The organism is Pseudomonas pseudonitroreducens (genome assembly GCF_021603645.1).
Classification (GTDB): Bacteria; Pseudomonadota; Gammaproteobacteria; order Pseudomonadales; family Pseudomonadaceae; genus Pseudomonas; species Pseudomonas pseudonitroreducens.
The window spans coordinates 297,976-311,788 of record NZ_BQHJ01000007.1 but is presented as its reverse complement, the minus strand read 5'-3'; the positions used below and the strand labels follow the sequence as shown (position 1 = coordinate 311,788).

Annotated in this window: 12 protein-coding genes and 1 riboswitch; of the genes, 10 read left to right on the top strand and 2 right to left on the bottom strand. The window is 63.3% G+C overall.

The features are described from left to right. Nucleotides 1–40 precede the first annotated feature (40 nt). From groL to L6D89_RS18895, 10 genes are all read left to right on the top strand, one after another. Nucleotides 41–1,681: a chaperonin GroEL gene (gene groL / locus L6D89_RS18940; protein ID WP_184589138.1), complete on the top strand. Its 1,641-nt coding sequence runs from the start codon at nt 41–43 to the stop codon at nt 1,679–1,681. A 73-nt stretch (nt 1,682–1,754) separates the two neighbouring features. Next, nucleotides 1,755–1,817, top strand: a riboswitch (Fluoride riboswitch). A gap of 65 nt (nt 1,818–1,882) precedes the next feature. Next, a complete protein-coding gene (gene crcB / locus L6D89_RS18935) occupies nt 1,883–2,266 on the top strand; it encodes a fluoride efflux transporter CrcB (protein ID WP_236174463.1) in 384 nt (127 codons plus the stop codon). Nucleotides 2,267–2,282: 16 nt separating this feature from the next. After that, nucleotides 2,283–2,603, top strand: coding sequence for a DUF190 domain-containing protein (locus tag L6D89_RS18930; protein ID WP_236200792.1), 321 nt, complete (start codon nt 2,283–2,285; stop codon nt 2,601–2,603). 130 nt (nt 2,604–2,733) lie between these two features. Beyond that, complete coding sequence (locus L6D89_RS18925) at nt 2,734–3,417, top strand: response regulator transcription factor (protein ID WP_024764087.1); 684 nt, start codon at nt 2,734–2,736, stop codon at nt 3,415–3,417. Then, nucleotides 3,407–4,681, top strand: a complete 1,275-nt coding sequence (locus L6D89_RS18920; protein ID WP_236200791.1) for a sensor histidine kinase — start codon at nt 3,407–3,409, stop codon at nt 4,679–4,681. Before L6D89_RS18925 ends, L6D89_RS18920 begins: the two co-directional genes overlap by 11 nt. Nucleotides 4,682–4,763: 82 nt before the next feature. Further along, the gene (locus L6D89_RS18915; RefSeq protein WP_236200790.1) at nt 4,764–5,435 is read left to right on the top strand and encodes a class I SAM-dependent methyltransferase; all 672 of its coding nucleotides are present in this window, start codon (nt 4,764–4,766) and stop codon (nt 5,433–5,435) included. A gap of 3 nt (nt 5,436–5,438) precedes the next feature. Further along, nucleotides 5,439–6,143, top strand: a complete 705-nt coding sequence (locus L6D89_RS18910; RefSeq protein WP_236174467.1) for a lipopolysaccharide kinase InaA family protein — start codon at nt 5,439–5,441, stop codon at nt 6,141–6,143. Beyond that, a complete protein-coding gene (locus L6D89_RS18905) occupies nt 6,140–6,364 on the top strand; it encodes a hypothetical protein (protein ID WP_081517518.1) in 225 nt (74 codons plus the stop codon). The genes L6D89_RS18910 and L6D89_RS18905 overlap by 4 nt, the downstream gene beginning before the upstream one ends. A 91-nt stretch (nt 6,365–6,455) precedes the next feature. Further along, nucleotides 6,456–7,655, top strand: coding sequence for a nicotinate phosphoribosyltransferase (gene pncB, locus L6D89_RS18900; protein ID WP_236200789.1), 1,200 nt, complete (start codon nt 6,456–6,458; stop codon nt 7,653–7,655). A 79-nt stretch (nt 7,656–7,734) separates the two neighbouring features. Next, nucleotides 7,735–9,213 (top strand): helicase HerA-like domain-containing protein, encoded by a 1,479-nt coding sequence (locus L6D89_RS18895; RefSeq protein WP_236200788.1) that lies wholly within the window; start codon nt 7,735–7,737, stop codon nt 9,211–9,213. 196 nt (nt 9,214–9,409) lie between these two features. Here the strand turns inward: L6D89_RS18895 and L6D89_RS18890 are convergent, their stop codons facing one another. Both L6D89_RS18890 and L6D89_RS18885 read right to left on the bottom strand, forming a co-directional pair. Further along, nucleotides 9,410–11,299 carry a methyl-accepting chemotaxis protein gene (locus tag L6D89_RS18890; RefSeq protein WP_236200787.1) on the bottom strand — a complete coding sequence of 630 codons (1,890 nt, stop codon included), beginning with the start codon at nt 11,297–11,299 and terminating at the stop codon, nt 9,410–9,412. A 466-nt stretch (nt 11,300–11,765) separates the two neighbouring features. Then, complete coding sequence (locus tag L6D89_RS18885) at nt 11,766–13,661, bottom strand: methyl-accepting chemotaxis protein (RefSeq protein ID WP_236200786.1); 1,896 nt, start codon at nt 13,659–13,661, stop codon at nt 11,766–11,768. Nucleotides 13,662–13,813 lie beyond the last annotated feature (152 nt).

Below are 13,813 nucleotides of genomic sequence, written 5' to 3'. Positions count from 1 at the left end.
CGTCCACTCCCCACCGAATTCGATTTAGAGGAAACAGAACATGGCTGCCAAAGAAGTTAAGTTCGGCGATTCCGCTCGCAAGAAAATGCTGGTCGGCGTAAACGTCCTGGCCGACGCGGTTAAAGCGACCCTCGGCCCGAAAGGCCGTAACGTCATCCTGGACAAGAGCTTCGGTGCTCCGACCATCACCAAGGACGGCGTTTCCGTCGCCAAGGAAATCGAACTCAAAGACAAGTTCGAGAACATGGGCGCCCAGCTGGTGAAAGACGTTGCCTCCAAGGCCAACGACGCTGCCGGTGACGGCACCACCACCGCTACCGTTCTGGCCCAGGCCATCGTCAACGAAGGCCTGAAAGCCGTCGCTGCCGGCATGAACCCGATGGACCTGAAGCGCGGCATCGACAAGGCCACCGTGGCCATCGTTGCCCAGCTGAAAGAGCAGGCCAAGCCCTGCGCCGACACCAAGGCCATCGCCCAGGTCGGCACCATCTCCGCCAACTCCGACGACTCCATCGGCAACATCATTGCCGAAGCCATGGACAAGGTTGGTAAAGAAGGCGTGATCACCGTTGAAGAAGGCTCGGGCCTGGAAAACGAACTGTCCGTCGTAGAAGGCATGCAGTTCGACCGCGGCTACCTGTCCCCCTACTTCATCAACAAGCCGGACACCATGGTGGCCGAGCTCGATGGCCCGCTGCTGCTGCTGGTCGACAAGAAGATCTCCAACATCCGCGAAATGCTGCCGGTCCTGGAAGCCGTTGCCAAAGCCGGCCGCCCGCTGCTGATCGTGGCTGAAGACGTCGAAGGCGAAGCCCTGGCTACCCTGGTCGTCAACAACATGCGTGGCATCGTCAAGGTCGCAGCCGTCAAGGCTCCGGGCTTCGGCGACCGCCGCAAGGCCATGCTGCAGGATATCGCCATCCTGACCGGCGGCACCGTCATCTCCGAAGAAGTCGGTCTGAGCCTGGAAGGCGCCACCCTGGAGCACCTGGGTAACGCCAAGCGCGTCGTACTGAGCAAAGAAAACACCACCATCATCGATGGCGCTGGCGCTCAGGCCGACATCGAAGCCCGCGTCCTGCAGATCCGCAAGCAGGTCGAAGAGACTTCCTCCGACTACGACCGTGAGAAGCTGCAAGAGCGTCTGGCCAAGCTGGCCGGCGGTGTTGCCGTGATCAAGGTTGGCGCTGCCACCGAAGTCGAGATGAAAGAGAAGAAAGCCCGCGTTGAAGACGCCCTGCACGCTACCCGTGCTGCGGTCGAAGAAGGCGTGGTTCCTGGCGGCGGCGTCGCTCTGGTGCGTGCTCTGCAAGCCATCGAAGGCCTGAAGGGCGACAACGAAGACCAGAACGTCGGTATCGCCCTGCTGCGTCGCGCTGTCGAAGCTCCGCTGCGCCAGATCGTTGCCAACTCCGGTGACGAGCCGAGCGTCGTGGTCGACAAGGTCAAGCAAGGTTCGGGCAACTACGGCTACAACGCTGCTACCGGCGTGTACGGCGACATGATCGAGATGGGTATTCTCGATCCGGCCAAAGTCACCCGTTCGGCGCTGCAAGCTGCTGCTTCCATCGGCGGCCTGATGGTCACCACCGAGGCCATGGTTGCCGAAGTGGCTGACGACAAGGCTGCTCCGGCCATGCCGGACATGGGCGGCATGGGTGGCATGGGCGGCATGATGTAAGCCACCCGGCACCTGTTGTAAGAAGAAGCCCCGCCTAGGCGGGGCTTTTTCATGGGCGTCGGATATGCCAGTATTCACCGCAGGAGATGGCATTCCTCCTTCAACCGCCCTTGTGGCTGATGATGCCTACGCATAGACCTGGAAAGGCGCGTAGGCGCTCGCCTGCAGCCTGTCCAAAAAACTTCCTTCCAGGACAGGACCATGTGGAAATCCATTCTCGCCGTATCCCTCGGAGCCGCCCTCGGAGCCTTGCTGCGCTGGGTGCTCGGGCTCAAGCTCAATACTCTTCTGCCCTCCATGCCGCCGGGCACGGTAGTCGCCAACCTGGTGGGCGGCTACATCATCGGCGCGGCCATCGCTTTCTTCGCCAATTCCCCTGGCGTAGCCCCCGAGTGGCGCTTGCTGATCATTACCGGGTTCTGCGGTGGCCTCACCACCTTCTCCACCTTTTCGGCTGAAGTCGTCGTGCTGCTGCAGCAGGGGCGACTGGCATGGGCCATGGGCACCGTTGCCACGCACCTCGCCGGCTCGTTGCTGATGACCCTGGCCGGACTCTGGTCGGTGCACGCGTTGATGGGCCGTTAGGCCCCGGGAGGAAAACATGAACGGCTATCAGTTGAAGTTCTTCACCCAGCAGGACCGCAAGCATGCCGGCCTGCCGCTGGCCCAATGGCTGCTGGAGGAGGCTCGCCGCCAGGGCGTGCGCGGCGCCACCCTGATGACGGCGAGCGAGGGCTTCGGCAAAACCGGGCGTATTCACTACGCGCACTTCTTCGAACTGACCGACCAACCCCAGGAAGTCACCATGGCGGTCAGCGAGGAGGATTGCGAACGCATCTTCGCGGCGATTCGCCAGGCAGGGGTGAAGTTGTTCTACGTGAAGACACCGATCGAGTTCGGCGTCACCGGTGAGGACGACTGAGGCGGCATCTGGCGCGGCCTTTCGCCTGTTGCTCGGGAAATCGGCAGGTTAAGTGTGAAAATTCCGTAAAAGGTCTTTAAGTTCCATTTAAGCTGGTTAGGCTAGAGTGCACTGCGTTCGAGGAGAGCATATGCGCATTCTGTTGGTTGAAGACAATCGGGACATCCTGGCCAATATGGCTGACTACCTGGGCCTGAAAGGCTACACGGTGGATTGTGCCCAGGACGGCCTGTCCGGATTGCACTTGGCGGCGACGTCCCATTACGACCTGATCGTACTGGACGTCATGCTGCCGGGGCTGGATGGTTTCACCCTGTGCCGTCGCCTGCGCGAAGACGCCCGCCGCGACACTCCGGTGATCATGCTCACCGCCCGCGACCAACTGGATGACCGCCTGCAAGGCTTCCGCTCCGGTGCCGACGACTACCTGCTCAAGCCCTTCGCGCTCTCCGAGTTGGCCGCGCGCATCGAAGCGGTCCTGCGCCGCAGCCAGGGTGGTGGCCGTCGCGAATTGCAGGTCGCCGATCTCAGCTACAACCTCGACACCCTCGAAGTGAATCGCGCCGGCAAGCCGCTGAAGCTCAACCCCATTGGCCTCAAGCTGCTGGCGGTACTGATGCAGAAGAGCCCGCATGTGGTGCGCCGCGATGTCCTCGAGGAAGCCGTCTGGGGCGACGACTGTCCGGATAGCGACAGCCTGCGCAGCCACGTTCATCAGCTGCGCCAGGTGATCGACAAGCCCTTCGCTTCCTCCCTGCTGCACACGGTGCACGGCGTCGGCTACAAGCTGGCAGAGGAAACGCATGGAGTATAAGCAGAGCCTTTCCCGACGGATTGTCTTTGCCTTTGTACTCATGACCGCCGCCGTTGGCGGCCTGTTCTCGGTAGGAATCGTCGGCGTCGTCCACATCGTCGAGGAGCGCCTGATCTCCCGCGACCTGGGCGGCGAACTGGACCGCATCCTCAATGAGGACCTGGGCAACGGCCAGGCACCCAAGCTCGATCCAGGCATGCGCTTCTTCATCAGCGATGGCGTCGGCGTTTACGCCATGCCGCCGGCGTTGCGCCGCCTGGATGCGGGATTCCACGAAGTGTTCGATGGCGAACTGTCGTTCCATGCGCTGGCGCGGGATATCGACGGCCGGCGTTTCGTCCTGCTGCAGGACCAGAGTGATTTCGAGGCGCGCGAGCAGATCCTGTATGCCGCCGTCGTCACCGGTTACGTGCTCAGCCTGACGCTTTCCGGGCTGCTCGGCTGGCTGTTGTCGCGCAAGGTCATGGAGCCGGTATCGCGCCTGGCGCGCCAGGTTCGTCACCGCGACCAGTTGCTGGAGCTGGCGCCGCCGATGTCGCCCGACTACGCCAACGATGAGGTCGGTGAGCTGGCGGCAGCCTTCGATTACGCCATGGGTCGGCTGCACGATGTGCTGACCCGGGAGAAGCTCTTTACCAGCGACGTCAGCCACGAACTGCGCACGCCGCTGATGGTGATCGCCACCAGCTGCGAACTGCTGGCGGAAGAGTCGGGGCTCAGCCCGCGCGCACGCGCGCAGTTGGCACGCATGAACAGTGCCTGCGAAGAGATGCGCGACCTGGTGCAGACCTTCCTGATGCTGGCCCGCGCGCAGCGCAAGGACATGGCGATCGTGTCCCAGGCTGGGTTGCGGCAGATTGCCGACGAACTGGTTGCGCAGTGGCGGGGGCCCATCGAGGCGAAAGGGCTGACGCTGGAATACGAAGCCGGCCAGGAGATGCTCGGACAATTCAATGCGCCTTTCCTGCGTTCGGTGATGAGCAATTTATTGCGCAATGCCATGCACTACACCGAAAGCGGCAGCATCCGCTTACAACTTGGGCCGAACGGATTCTGGGTCGAAGACACCGGCGCCGGCATCCCGGAAGAGCAGCGCGAGCGCGTCTTCCAGCCGTTCGTTCGCGGCCAGAACCCGCGTGGCGAGGGGCTTGGGCTGGGGTTGTCGCTGGTCAAGCGGATTTGCGCCTCCGAAGGCTGGGACGTCACGCTGCGTCCGGCCGAGCCTCATGGCTGTCGCTTCGAAGTTCGCCTAGCCGTCGTTTGACAAAATCTTCACAAGTGCATGACCCGGCTGTGACAGGCTGATTTGTATCGTTTGACCTGAATTCGGGAAAGGTAAATATCCGATGACTGATAAACCCGTCGACCTGGAGTTCTCCCAAAAGTACGACCGCCAGCACGCAGAGCGTTATCTGCGCAAGCACCAGGCCGGACTCTCGCGGAAACTTTCCCACTGGCGCGATGTCCAAGTTGCCCGCCAGGCACTCAAGCTGGCCGGCCAGCCCAACCTGGTGCTCGACCTGCCGTGCGGCGCCGGGCGCTTCTGGCCGATGCTGGCCGAGAAGGAGAACCGGGTGATCATCGGTGCGGACAATTCGCCGGACATGATCGCCGTCGCCTGTGCCGGTCAACCGAATGAGGTTGTAAAACGCGTCCGACCTTTGCAGACTTCGGCGTTTGCCATTGATCTGCCCGACAACGCCGTCGACAGCATCTTCTCGATGCGCCTGATGCACCATATCGGTGAATCTGACGACCGTTTGACGATGTTGCGCGAATTTCACCGCGTAACTCGTGATTCGGTGATCCTGTCGATGTGGGTGGATGGCAACTTCAAGTCCTGGAAACGTGCGCGCGCCGAGTCAACTCGCCAGAAACACGCCTACCAGAACCGCTTCGTGATACCTGCCAAGACCATCGAGGCGGAGTTCCGCCAGGCTGGTTTCAAGGTCCAGGATCACATTGATTTCGTCCCGCTCATCCATATGTGGCGGGTCTACATTCTGCGCAAGGAGTGATGGATGGCCGTTGATCTGGCATCGCTGCAGCAAATTTCCGGTGATAACGCCATCGACCGTTGGCTTCAGGTGCCCGGCAAATGGGTCGAGGAACCCAACCGTCGGCGCGGTGGCGAAAGCGGCGTGCAGCGAGTCCTGACCTCCGACGGCCGTCTGCTGTACCGCAAGCAGCAGGTGGGACACATCTATCGCGACCTGCTGCATCCTTTCGGTTACCCCACCGCCATCCGTGAACGGGACGCCCTGCGCGCTGCCGAGGCGCTGGGGGTGAAGGTGCCGACCCTGGTCTACGCCGGTTGCCGCAAGGTCGACGGCGAGTGGCAGGCGCTGCTGGTCACCGAATCGCTGGATGGCTTCAGCAGCCTGGAAGACTGTTACGCCCGTGGCGACCAGGAGCGTTGGGGCGAAGCCCTGCACCAAAGAATTCTGCAACATTACGGTAGTACCCTTGCAAAGCTTAATGCCGGCCGTTGGCAGCATGGCTGCCTCTACCTGAAGCATGTCTTCGTGAAGGTGGACGGCGACAAGATCGACGTGGCCCTGATTGACATGGAAAAAGCCCGTCAGCGTTTCAGCGCCCAGCGTGCTGCCCGTCACGATCTTCGCCAGGTCAAACGCCGCTCGTCGTGGACAGAGGCGCAATGGCAGGCCTTTGTCTATGGTTACCAAGCGGCGTTTGGCAGCGCCATCAAAGGGTTGCAGACATGAAGTTAGAAATTACGCGAGGTTTGCTCCTCATCGGCGCGCTCGGGGTGGCGACCCTGGCGGCGGCGGCCTGGCATGAGCCGGGGCCTTCGGTCATTTCCGGAAAAGGTGGCCTGGACAGCTGCCCGATGCCGCCCAACCTGCGCGCCAAGCAACAGGACATCCGCCCGGATGACGACCTGCTGCTTTTCCTGTTCGGAATGTCGCAGAGCAAGGCCCGCTGATTTCTGATTCGAACTCCAAACCCCGCCTCGGCGGGGTTTTTTGTGGGCGACCGGTTTAGACTGCCGGTTCGAAGCCTGCGATGAGACGAGCATGAGCGACAGCGCATTTTCCCGGCGGATCGTGCAGAACCTGCTGGATACCGATTTCTACAAGCTGAGCATGATGCAGGCGGTGCTGCACAACTACCCCAACGCCGAGGTGGAGTGGGAGTTCCGTTGCCGCAACGAAGAGGACCTGCGCGCCTATCTGGACCCGCTGCGCGAACAGATCGAGCGCCTGGCGGAGCTCTCCTTCGCGCCGCAGGACCTGGCCTTCCTCGAGCGCATCCCTTTCTTCAAGCCGGACTTCATTCGCTTCCTCGGTCTGTTCCGCTTCAATCCCAGTTATGTGCAACTGGGCGTGGAGAACGACGAGCTGTTCCTGCGCCTGAAAGGCCCATGGCTGCACGTGATCCTCTTCGAGGTGCCGCTGCTGGCGAGCATCAGCGAAGTACGCAACCGCCATCGCCACCCGGGCACGACGCTGACGATGGTCCGCGAGCGCCTGCAGGAAAAGTTCGACTGGTTGCGCCAGGAGGCCAGTGGTGAAGAGCTGGCCGGCTTCAAGATGGCCGACTTCGGTACCCGCCGGCGCTTTTCCTACCCGGTGCAGGAGGCGGTTGTGCGTGATCTGCGTGACGGCTTCCCGGGGCATTTCGTTGGCACCAGCAACGTTCACCTGGCCCGCGAGCTGGGCGTGAAGCCCCTGGGCACCATGGCCCACGAGTGGCTGATGGCGCACCAGCAACTCGGCCCGCGGCTGATCGACAGCCAGGCCGCCGCGCTGGATGCCTGGGTCCGCGAATACCGTGGCCAGTTGGGGATCGCGCTGACCGACTGCATCACCATGGAAGCCTTCATGGCGGACTTCGACCTCTACTTCGCCAAGCTCTTCGATGGCCTGCGCCACGACTCGGGCGACCCGCTGGAGTGGGCGGAGAAGGCCATCCGTCACTACGAGCAACTGGGCATCGACCCGCAGACCAAGACGCTGGTGTTCTCCGACGGCCTCAACCTGCCACGCGCGTTGGAAATCTACCGGGCGCTGCGCGAGCGCATCGATGTCAGCTTCGGCATCGGTACTCACTTCACTTGCGATGTGCCGGGCGTACAGCCGATGAACATGGTGCTGAAGATGACCGCCTGCAATGGCCATCCAGTGGCGAAAATCTCCGATGCGCCGGGCAAGACCCAGTGCAAGGACGAGAACTTCCTGCACTATCTCAAACACGTCTTCAAAGTGCCGGCGTAGCCGATTGCGCGGCGCGGCCGGACGCGCCACTCTTGTTCAGGCACTCACAGCGACAGGCCCACTGAAAGGGGAACAACGGATGTCAGCCACGAACGAACTCATCATCGGCGCGGGCCCCGACGGGCAGCCGATCGGCCAGTCCTGGAAGCTGGCCAACCGTCACGGCCTGATCGCTGGCGCCACCGGCACCGGCAAGACGGTGACGCTGCAGCACCTTGCCGAGTCCTTCAGCGACGCCGGCATCGCGGTGTTCGCTGCCGACATCAAGGGTGACCTCTGCGGTATCGCCGCCGCCGGCAACCCGCAGGGTAAGGTGGCTGAGCGCATTGCCAGCATGCCCTGGCTGAACTACCAGCCGCAGGGCTACCCGGTGAGCATCTGGGACGTCGCCGGGAAGACCGGCCACCCGCTGCGCACCACGTTGTCGGAAATGGGCCCGCTGCTGCTGGCCAACCTGCTGGAGCTGACCGAGAGCCAGCAGGCGGCGCTGTTCGCCGCCTTCAAGGTGGCCGACCGTGAAGGCCTGCTGCTGCTCGACCTGAAGGACCTCAAGGCGTTGCTCAATCACTTCAAGGAGCATCCGGAAGTCCTCGGTGAGGACCGCGCATTGTTCACGGCGGCTTCGTCCCAGGCGCTGCTACGGCGCCTGGCGCTGCTGGAGCAGCAGGGCGCCGAGGACTTCTTCGGTGAGCCGGCGCTGCAACTGGAAGACCTGCTGCGCCCCGAGGCCGACGGCCGTGGCCGTATCCACCTGCTGGACGCCAGCAAGCTGGTGCACGATGCGCCCAAGGTCTACGCCACCTTCCTGCTCTGGCTGCTGGCCGAGCTGTTCGAGCAATTGCCCGAGCGTGGTGATGCCGACAAACCGATCCTCGCGTTGTTCTTCGACGAGGCGCACCTGATGTTCAACGGTACGCCCAAGGCCCTGCAGGATCGCCTGGAGCAGGTGGTGCGGCTGATTCGCTCCAAGGGCGTGGGTGTCTACTTCGTCACCCAGTCGCCCAGCGACCTGCCCGACGATGTACTGGCGCAGCTGGGCCTGCGCATCCAGCACGGCCTGCGCGCGTTCACCGCCAAGGAGCAGAAGTCCCTGCGTGCGGTGGCCGATGGCTTCCGCCCGAACCCGGCGTTCGACACCCTCAAGGTTCTCACCGAACTGGGTATCGGCGAGGCGCTGGTGGGCACCCTGGAAGAGAAGGGCACGCCCGCGATGGTCCAGCGCGTGGCCGTAGCGCCGCCGCAGTCGCGCATCGGCCCGCTGACCGATGCCGAGCGCGCCGAGATCATCCGGCGCTCTCCGCTGGCCGGCCGCTATGACCAGCCGATCGACCGCGAGTCCGCCTACGAGAAACTGACCGGCCGCGCTGACGACAAGATGGCTACGACCCAGGAGAAGGAAGAGAAGGGCACTGATTTCGGTGGTATGGCCGGCGAAATCCTCGGTTCACTGGCCAGCCAGGTCAGCAAGACGGTGGTGCGTCAGGCGGCGAATCAGATCGGCCGGCAACTGGTGCGTGGGCTGATGGGCGCGCTGTTGGGCGGAAGCAAGCGGCGGTAATCGCGGAGCCGTCTGTCACGGATCAGATCGGTCCCAGTGAAAGCAGAGTTTGCCGGTGGATTTTTCGGGAGGCGGTTCGCGAGCAAGCTCGCTCCTACAAAGAGCACGCAGCGCCCTGTCGGACCGTGGGGGCGCCTAGCCCTCGCTCGCGAACAAAAAAGGCGCCTTCAGGCGCCTTTTTCGTTTTCCGCTGCGGTCAGATGCGGAAGCTGTCCACCAGATGGCGCAGGCGGCCAGCCTGGTTTTCCAGGTCGGCGCAGGCACGCAGGGTAGCCTGCAGGTTCTCCACGCCTTCCTGGTTCAGGGTGTTGATCTCGGTGATGTCCATGTTCAGCGAGTCGACCACCGCGGTCTGCTCCTCGGTGGCGGTGGCCACCGACTGGTTCATCGAGTCGATCTCGCCAATGCGGTGGGTGACGCTGGCCAGGCGCTCGCCGGCGCGGTTGGCGATTTCCACGCTCTCCAGGCTGTAGCGCTGGCTCTCGGTCATGGTGTCCACGGCTTCGCGGGCACCGACCTGCAACTCCTCGATCATCTTCTGGATCTGCTGGGCCGATTCCTGGGCGCGGTGGGCGAGGTTGCGCACCTCGTCGGCGACCACGGCGAAGCCACGGCCGGCTTCCCCGGCGCGGGCGGCCTCGATGGCGGCGTTCAAGGCCAGCAGGTTGGTCTGTTCGGAGATGCCCTTGATCACCTCCAGAATCTGCCCGATGTTCACCGTGCGGCTGTTCAACGCCTCGATGTTGGCGCAGGCGGAGCTGATCTTGTCCGACAGCAGGTTCATCGCGCTGATGGTCTGCTCGACCACCTGGCGCCCGTCGCCGGCCTGGTGCGAAGCATCGGTGGCGTGGTGCGAGGCGTCGGCGGCGTTACGCGCGATCTCCTGGGCGGCGGCGCCCAGTTCGTTGATTGCCGCGGCCACGCTGTTGGTGCGGTTGGCCTGCTCGTCGGAGTTGCTCATCGACGAGTTGGAGGCGTTCACCACCAGTTGCGAGACGTCGTGCAACTGGCGCGCGGTGGAGGCCACTTCGCGGATCGACTCGTGGATACGCTCGACGAAGCGGTTGAAGGCATTGCCCAGCACGCCGAACTCGTCGTTGCTGGCGACTTTCAGGCGCTTGGTCAGGTCACCCTCGCCCTGGGCGATGTCTTCCATGGCGCGGCCCATGGTGGTCAGCGGCTGCATCAGCACGCGGATCAGCATGCCCAGCAGGAGCAGGATGGCGACGATGGCGATGGCCGCGGCGATGACGGCCGAGGTGCGGAATTTGCTCAGCATCGAATAGGCAGCGTCCTTGTCGATGGACAGGCCGATGTACCAGTTCACCGATGGCAGGCCTTTGACCTGGGTGAAGCTGAGGATGCGGGTGTGACCGTTGAGTTCGGCCTCGCTGAAGCCGCCGCCGATTCTGGGTGTGTTCTGCGGGTAGATGTCGGCCAGGGACTTCATGATGAAGCTCTTGTCCGGATGCACCAGGATCTTGCCGTCGCCGCTGACCAGGAAGGCATAGCCCATGCCGCTGAAGTCCAGCGAGTTGATGATCTGCACCAGGGTCTGCAGGCCGAGGTCGCCGCCGACCACGCCCACGGTCTTGCCGCCGGCGCGTGCCGGGGTCGCCACGGTCATGATCAGTTCCTGGGTGGCCGCGTCGATGTAGGGTTCGGTCAGCGTGGTGCCGCCGGCGGCAACGGCATCCTTGTACCAGGGGCGGGTGCGCGGGTCGTAGCCATCAGGCATGGGGCTGTTCGGGCGCATGGTGAAGGTGCCGTCTTCCTGGCCCAGGTAGGTGAAGTTGAAGGTCTTGCGCAGGGTGTCCTGTTCCAGCAGCGCGCTCAGGTGCTCCGTTGTGCTGTCGCGGGCAATGGTCTGTGCGGTGCTTTCGATCAGCAGCAGCCGGCCGCTCAGCCAGTTCTGAATGTTGCTGGCGCTCACGTCGCCCATTTCCCGCAGGTAGTCTTCGAGGTCCTCGCGGATCGCGTTGCGCTGCAGGTAGTCGTTGTAGAGGGTGAAGAGGGCGAATGCCGAGAAAACAACAAGAGAGGCGGCCAGGAGAATCTTATGGCTGAATTTCAGGCTCTTGATCATGCTGCGTCGAGTCCGGAGGTAGTGGGATGCCTGAACGGCGTAGGTCCGGGCGACAGATCCGGTGTCGCCGCAGAACGTCCGTCCCCGTGGTGTGAAACGGACGGCGCCGACGCGGCGGGTAGCCGTGCGGGCGTGGCCGGTACTCCCTTGTGCCGGCGGTACTGACAGGCCCGGTTTGTTGGTTGCTATCAAAGGCCTTCACCCTTGCTTTCGGCGTGCCCAAGGGAAGCTTGAAAGAGTCGGACGAACGGTAGGGGTGGCTCTGTGGTGGGTGTTTCAGCGGTGATACAGGTTGCTGGGCCAGGCCCGAAAGTGCGGTTCAGCGGCGGTTTTGTCGCGGGGTGGTTCGCGAGCAAGCTCGCTCCTACAAAGAGCACGCAGCGCCCTGTCGGACCGTGGGGGCGCCTAGCCCTTGCTCGCGAACAAAAAAGGCGCCTTCAGGCGCCTTTTTCGTTTTCCGCTGCGGTCAGATGCGGAAGCTGTCCACCAGGTGGCGCAGGCGGCCGGCCTGGTTTTCCAGGTCGGCGCAGGCGCGCAGGGTCGCTTGCAGGTTTTCCACACCTTCCTGGTTCAGGGTGTTGATCTCGGTGATGTCCATGTTCAGCGAGTCGACCACCGCGGTCTGCTCCTCGGTGGCGGTGGCCACCGACTGGTTCATCGAGTCGATCTCGCCAATGCGGTGGGTGACGCTGGCCAGGCGCTCGCCGGCGCGGTTGGCGATCTCCACGCTTTCCAGGCTGTAGCGCTGGCTTTCGGTCATGGTGTCCACGGCTTCGCGGGCGCCAACCTGTAGCTCTTCGATCATCTTCTGAATCTGCTGGGCGGATTCCTGGGCGCGGTGGGCGAGGTTGCGCACCTCGTCGGCGACCACGGCGAAGCCGCGGCCGGCCTCACCGGCACGGGCGGCCTCGATGGCGGCGTTGAGAGCCAGCAGGTTGGTCTGTTCGGAGATGCCCTTGATCACCTCCAGAATCTGCCCGATGTTCACCGTGCGGCTGTTCAACGCCTCGATGTTGGCGCAGGCGGAGCTGATCTTGTCCGACAGCAGGTTCATCGCGCTGATGGTCTGCTCGACCACTTGGCGCCCGTCGCCGGCCTGGTGCGAAGCATCGGTGGCGTGGTGCGAGGCGTCGGCGGCGTTGCGCGCGATCTCCTGGGCGGCGGCGCCCAGTTCGTTGATCGCCGCGGCCACGCTGTTGGTGCGGTTGGCCTGCTCGTCGGAGTTGCTCATCGACGAGTTGGAGGCGTTCACCACCAGTTGCGATACGTCATGTAGTTGGCGCGCGGTGGAGGCCACTTCGCGGATCGACTCGTGGATACGTTCGACGAAGCGGTTGAAGGCGTTGGCCAACACGCCGAACTCGTCGTTGCTGGCGACTTGCAGGCGCTTGGTCAGGTCGCCTTCGCCCTGGGCGATGTCCTGCATGGCACGGCCCATGTCGGTCAGCGGCGCCATCAGCACGCGGATCAGCATGCCCAGCAGGAAGAGGATAGCGACGATGGCGATTACCGTGGCAATGATGGCGGTGTTGCGGAAGTCGCTCAGCATCGCGTAGGCCGAGTCCTTGTTGAGCACCAGGGCGACGTACCAGGTGACGCCCGGCAGGCCCTTCACCGGTGTCATCGAGACCAGTTGCTCTTCACCGTTGATGCTGACTTCCTGCACGCCCGGCTGCACCTTCGGTGCGCCTTGCTGGTAGACCTCGCCGAGGGATTTGAAGATCAGGCTGCTGTCCGGGTGCAGGAGGATCTTGCCGGCATCGCTGACCAGGAAGGCATAGCCGTCGCCGTCGAATTTCAGCGAGTTGATGATCGCGGTGATGGTTTCCAGCTTCATGTCGCCGGCGGCTACGCCGACCAGTTGGCCGTTGCGCATGACCGGCATCGACATGGCGAGAATCTGCTCGTTGGTGCCGGCGTCGAGGAAGGGCTCGGTGACGATCAGCCGGCCGGCGGCCACGGCGTCCTTGTACCAGCCGCGAGTGCGCGGGTCGTAGCCGTCGGGCATCGGTGCGTAGGGGCGCATGGTGAATACGCCGCTGGAGGCTTCGCCCAGGTAGACCGATTCGAAGTTCTTCTGGAATACCGCCTGCTCCAGTACATGCTGGATGCGTTCGGGCGTCGGCTCGCCATCGGCCAGTTGCGCGGCCTCCGCCTCGACCAACTGGATGCGGCCTTCCAGCCAGCTCTGGATGTTGCTGGCGGTCAGGCTGCCGACCTCGGAGAGGTAGGACTCGGTGTCGGAGTGGATGGCCTCGCGCTGGCGGAAGTCGTTGAAGAGGATGAAACAGGCGAAGGCGAAGGTGACCACCAGGGAGGCTGCCAGGAGAATCTTCCTGGAGAAGGACAGCGAACGAAGCATCGGTAAAGCATCCTGCTGCAAAACGGGTTTGAGCAGGTTGTATCGGCTGCGCCGGGAAAAACTTTAGCGGCGTTGCACAAACATGCAGCCGAACAAGTTCCCGCGCAGTAGCGCGGGAACTATCGATTCGAAATAATCGGGGTGGTCGAACT

Coding starts and splice junctions, on each gene's coding strand:
- L6D89_RS18910 (WP_236174467.1), top strand. CDS start 5,439: ATGGCCGTTGATCTGGCATCGCTGCAGCAAATTTCCGGTGATAACGCC.
- L6D89_RS18930 (WP_236200792.1), top strand. CDS start 2,283: ATGAACGGCTATCAGTTGAAGTTCTTCACCCAGCAGGACCGCAAGCAT.
- groL (WP_184589138.1), top strand. CDS start 41: ATGGCTGCCAAAGAAGTTAAGTTCGGCGATTCCGCTCGCAAGAAAATG.
- L6D89_RS18890 (WP_236200787.1), bottom strand. CDS start 11,299: ATGATCAAGAGCCTGAAATTCAGCCATAAGATTCTCCTGGCCGCCTCT.
- L6D89_RS18925 (WP_024764087.1), top strand. CDS start 2,734: ATGCGCATTCTGTTGGTTGAAGACAATCGGGACATCCTGGCCAATATG.
- pncB (WP_236200789.1), top strand. CDS start 6,456: ATGAGCGACAGCGCATTTTCCCGGCGGATCGTGCAGAACCTGCTGGAT.
- crcB (WP_236174463.1), top strand. CDS start 1,883: ATGTGGAAATCCATTCTCGCCGTATCCCTCGGAGCCGCCCTCGGAGCC.
- L6D89_RS18915 (WP_236200790.1), top strand. CDS start 4,764: ATGACTGATAAACCCGTCGACCTGGAGTTCTCCCAAAAGTACGACCGC.
- L6D89_RS18895 (WP_236200788.1), top strand. CDS start 7,735: ATGTCAGCCACGAACGAACTCATCATCGGCGCGGGCCCCGACGGGCAG.
- L6D89_RS18885 (WP_236200786.1), bottom strand. CDS start 13,661: ATGCTTCGTTCGCTGTCCTTCTCCAGGAAGATTCTCCTGGCAGCCTCC.
- L6D89_RS18905 (WP_081517518.1), top strand. CDS start 6,140: ATGAAGTTAGAAATTACGCGAGGTTTGCTCCTCATCGGCGCGCTCGGG.
- L6D89_RS18920 (WP_236200791.1), top strand. CDS start 3,407: ATGGAGTATAAGCAGAGCCTTTCCCGACGGATTGTCTTTGCCTTTGTA.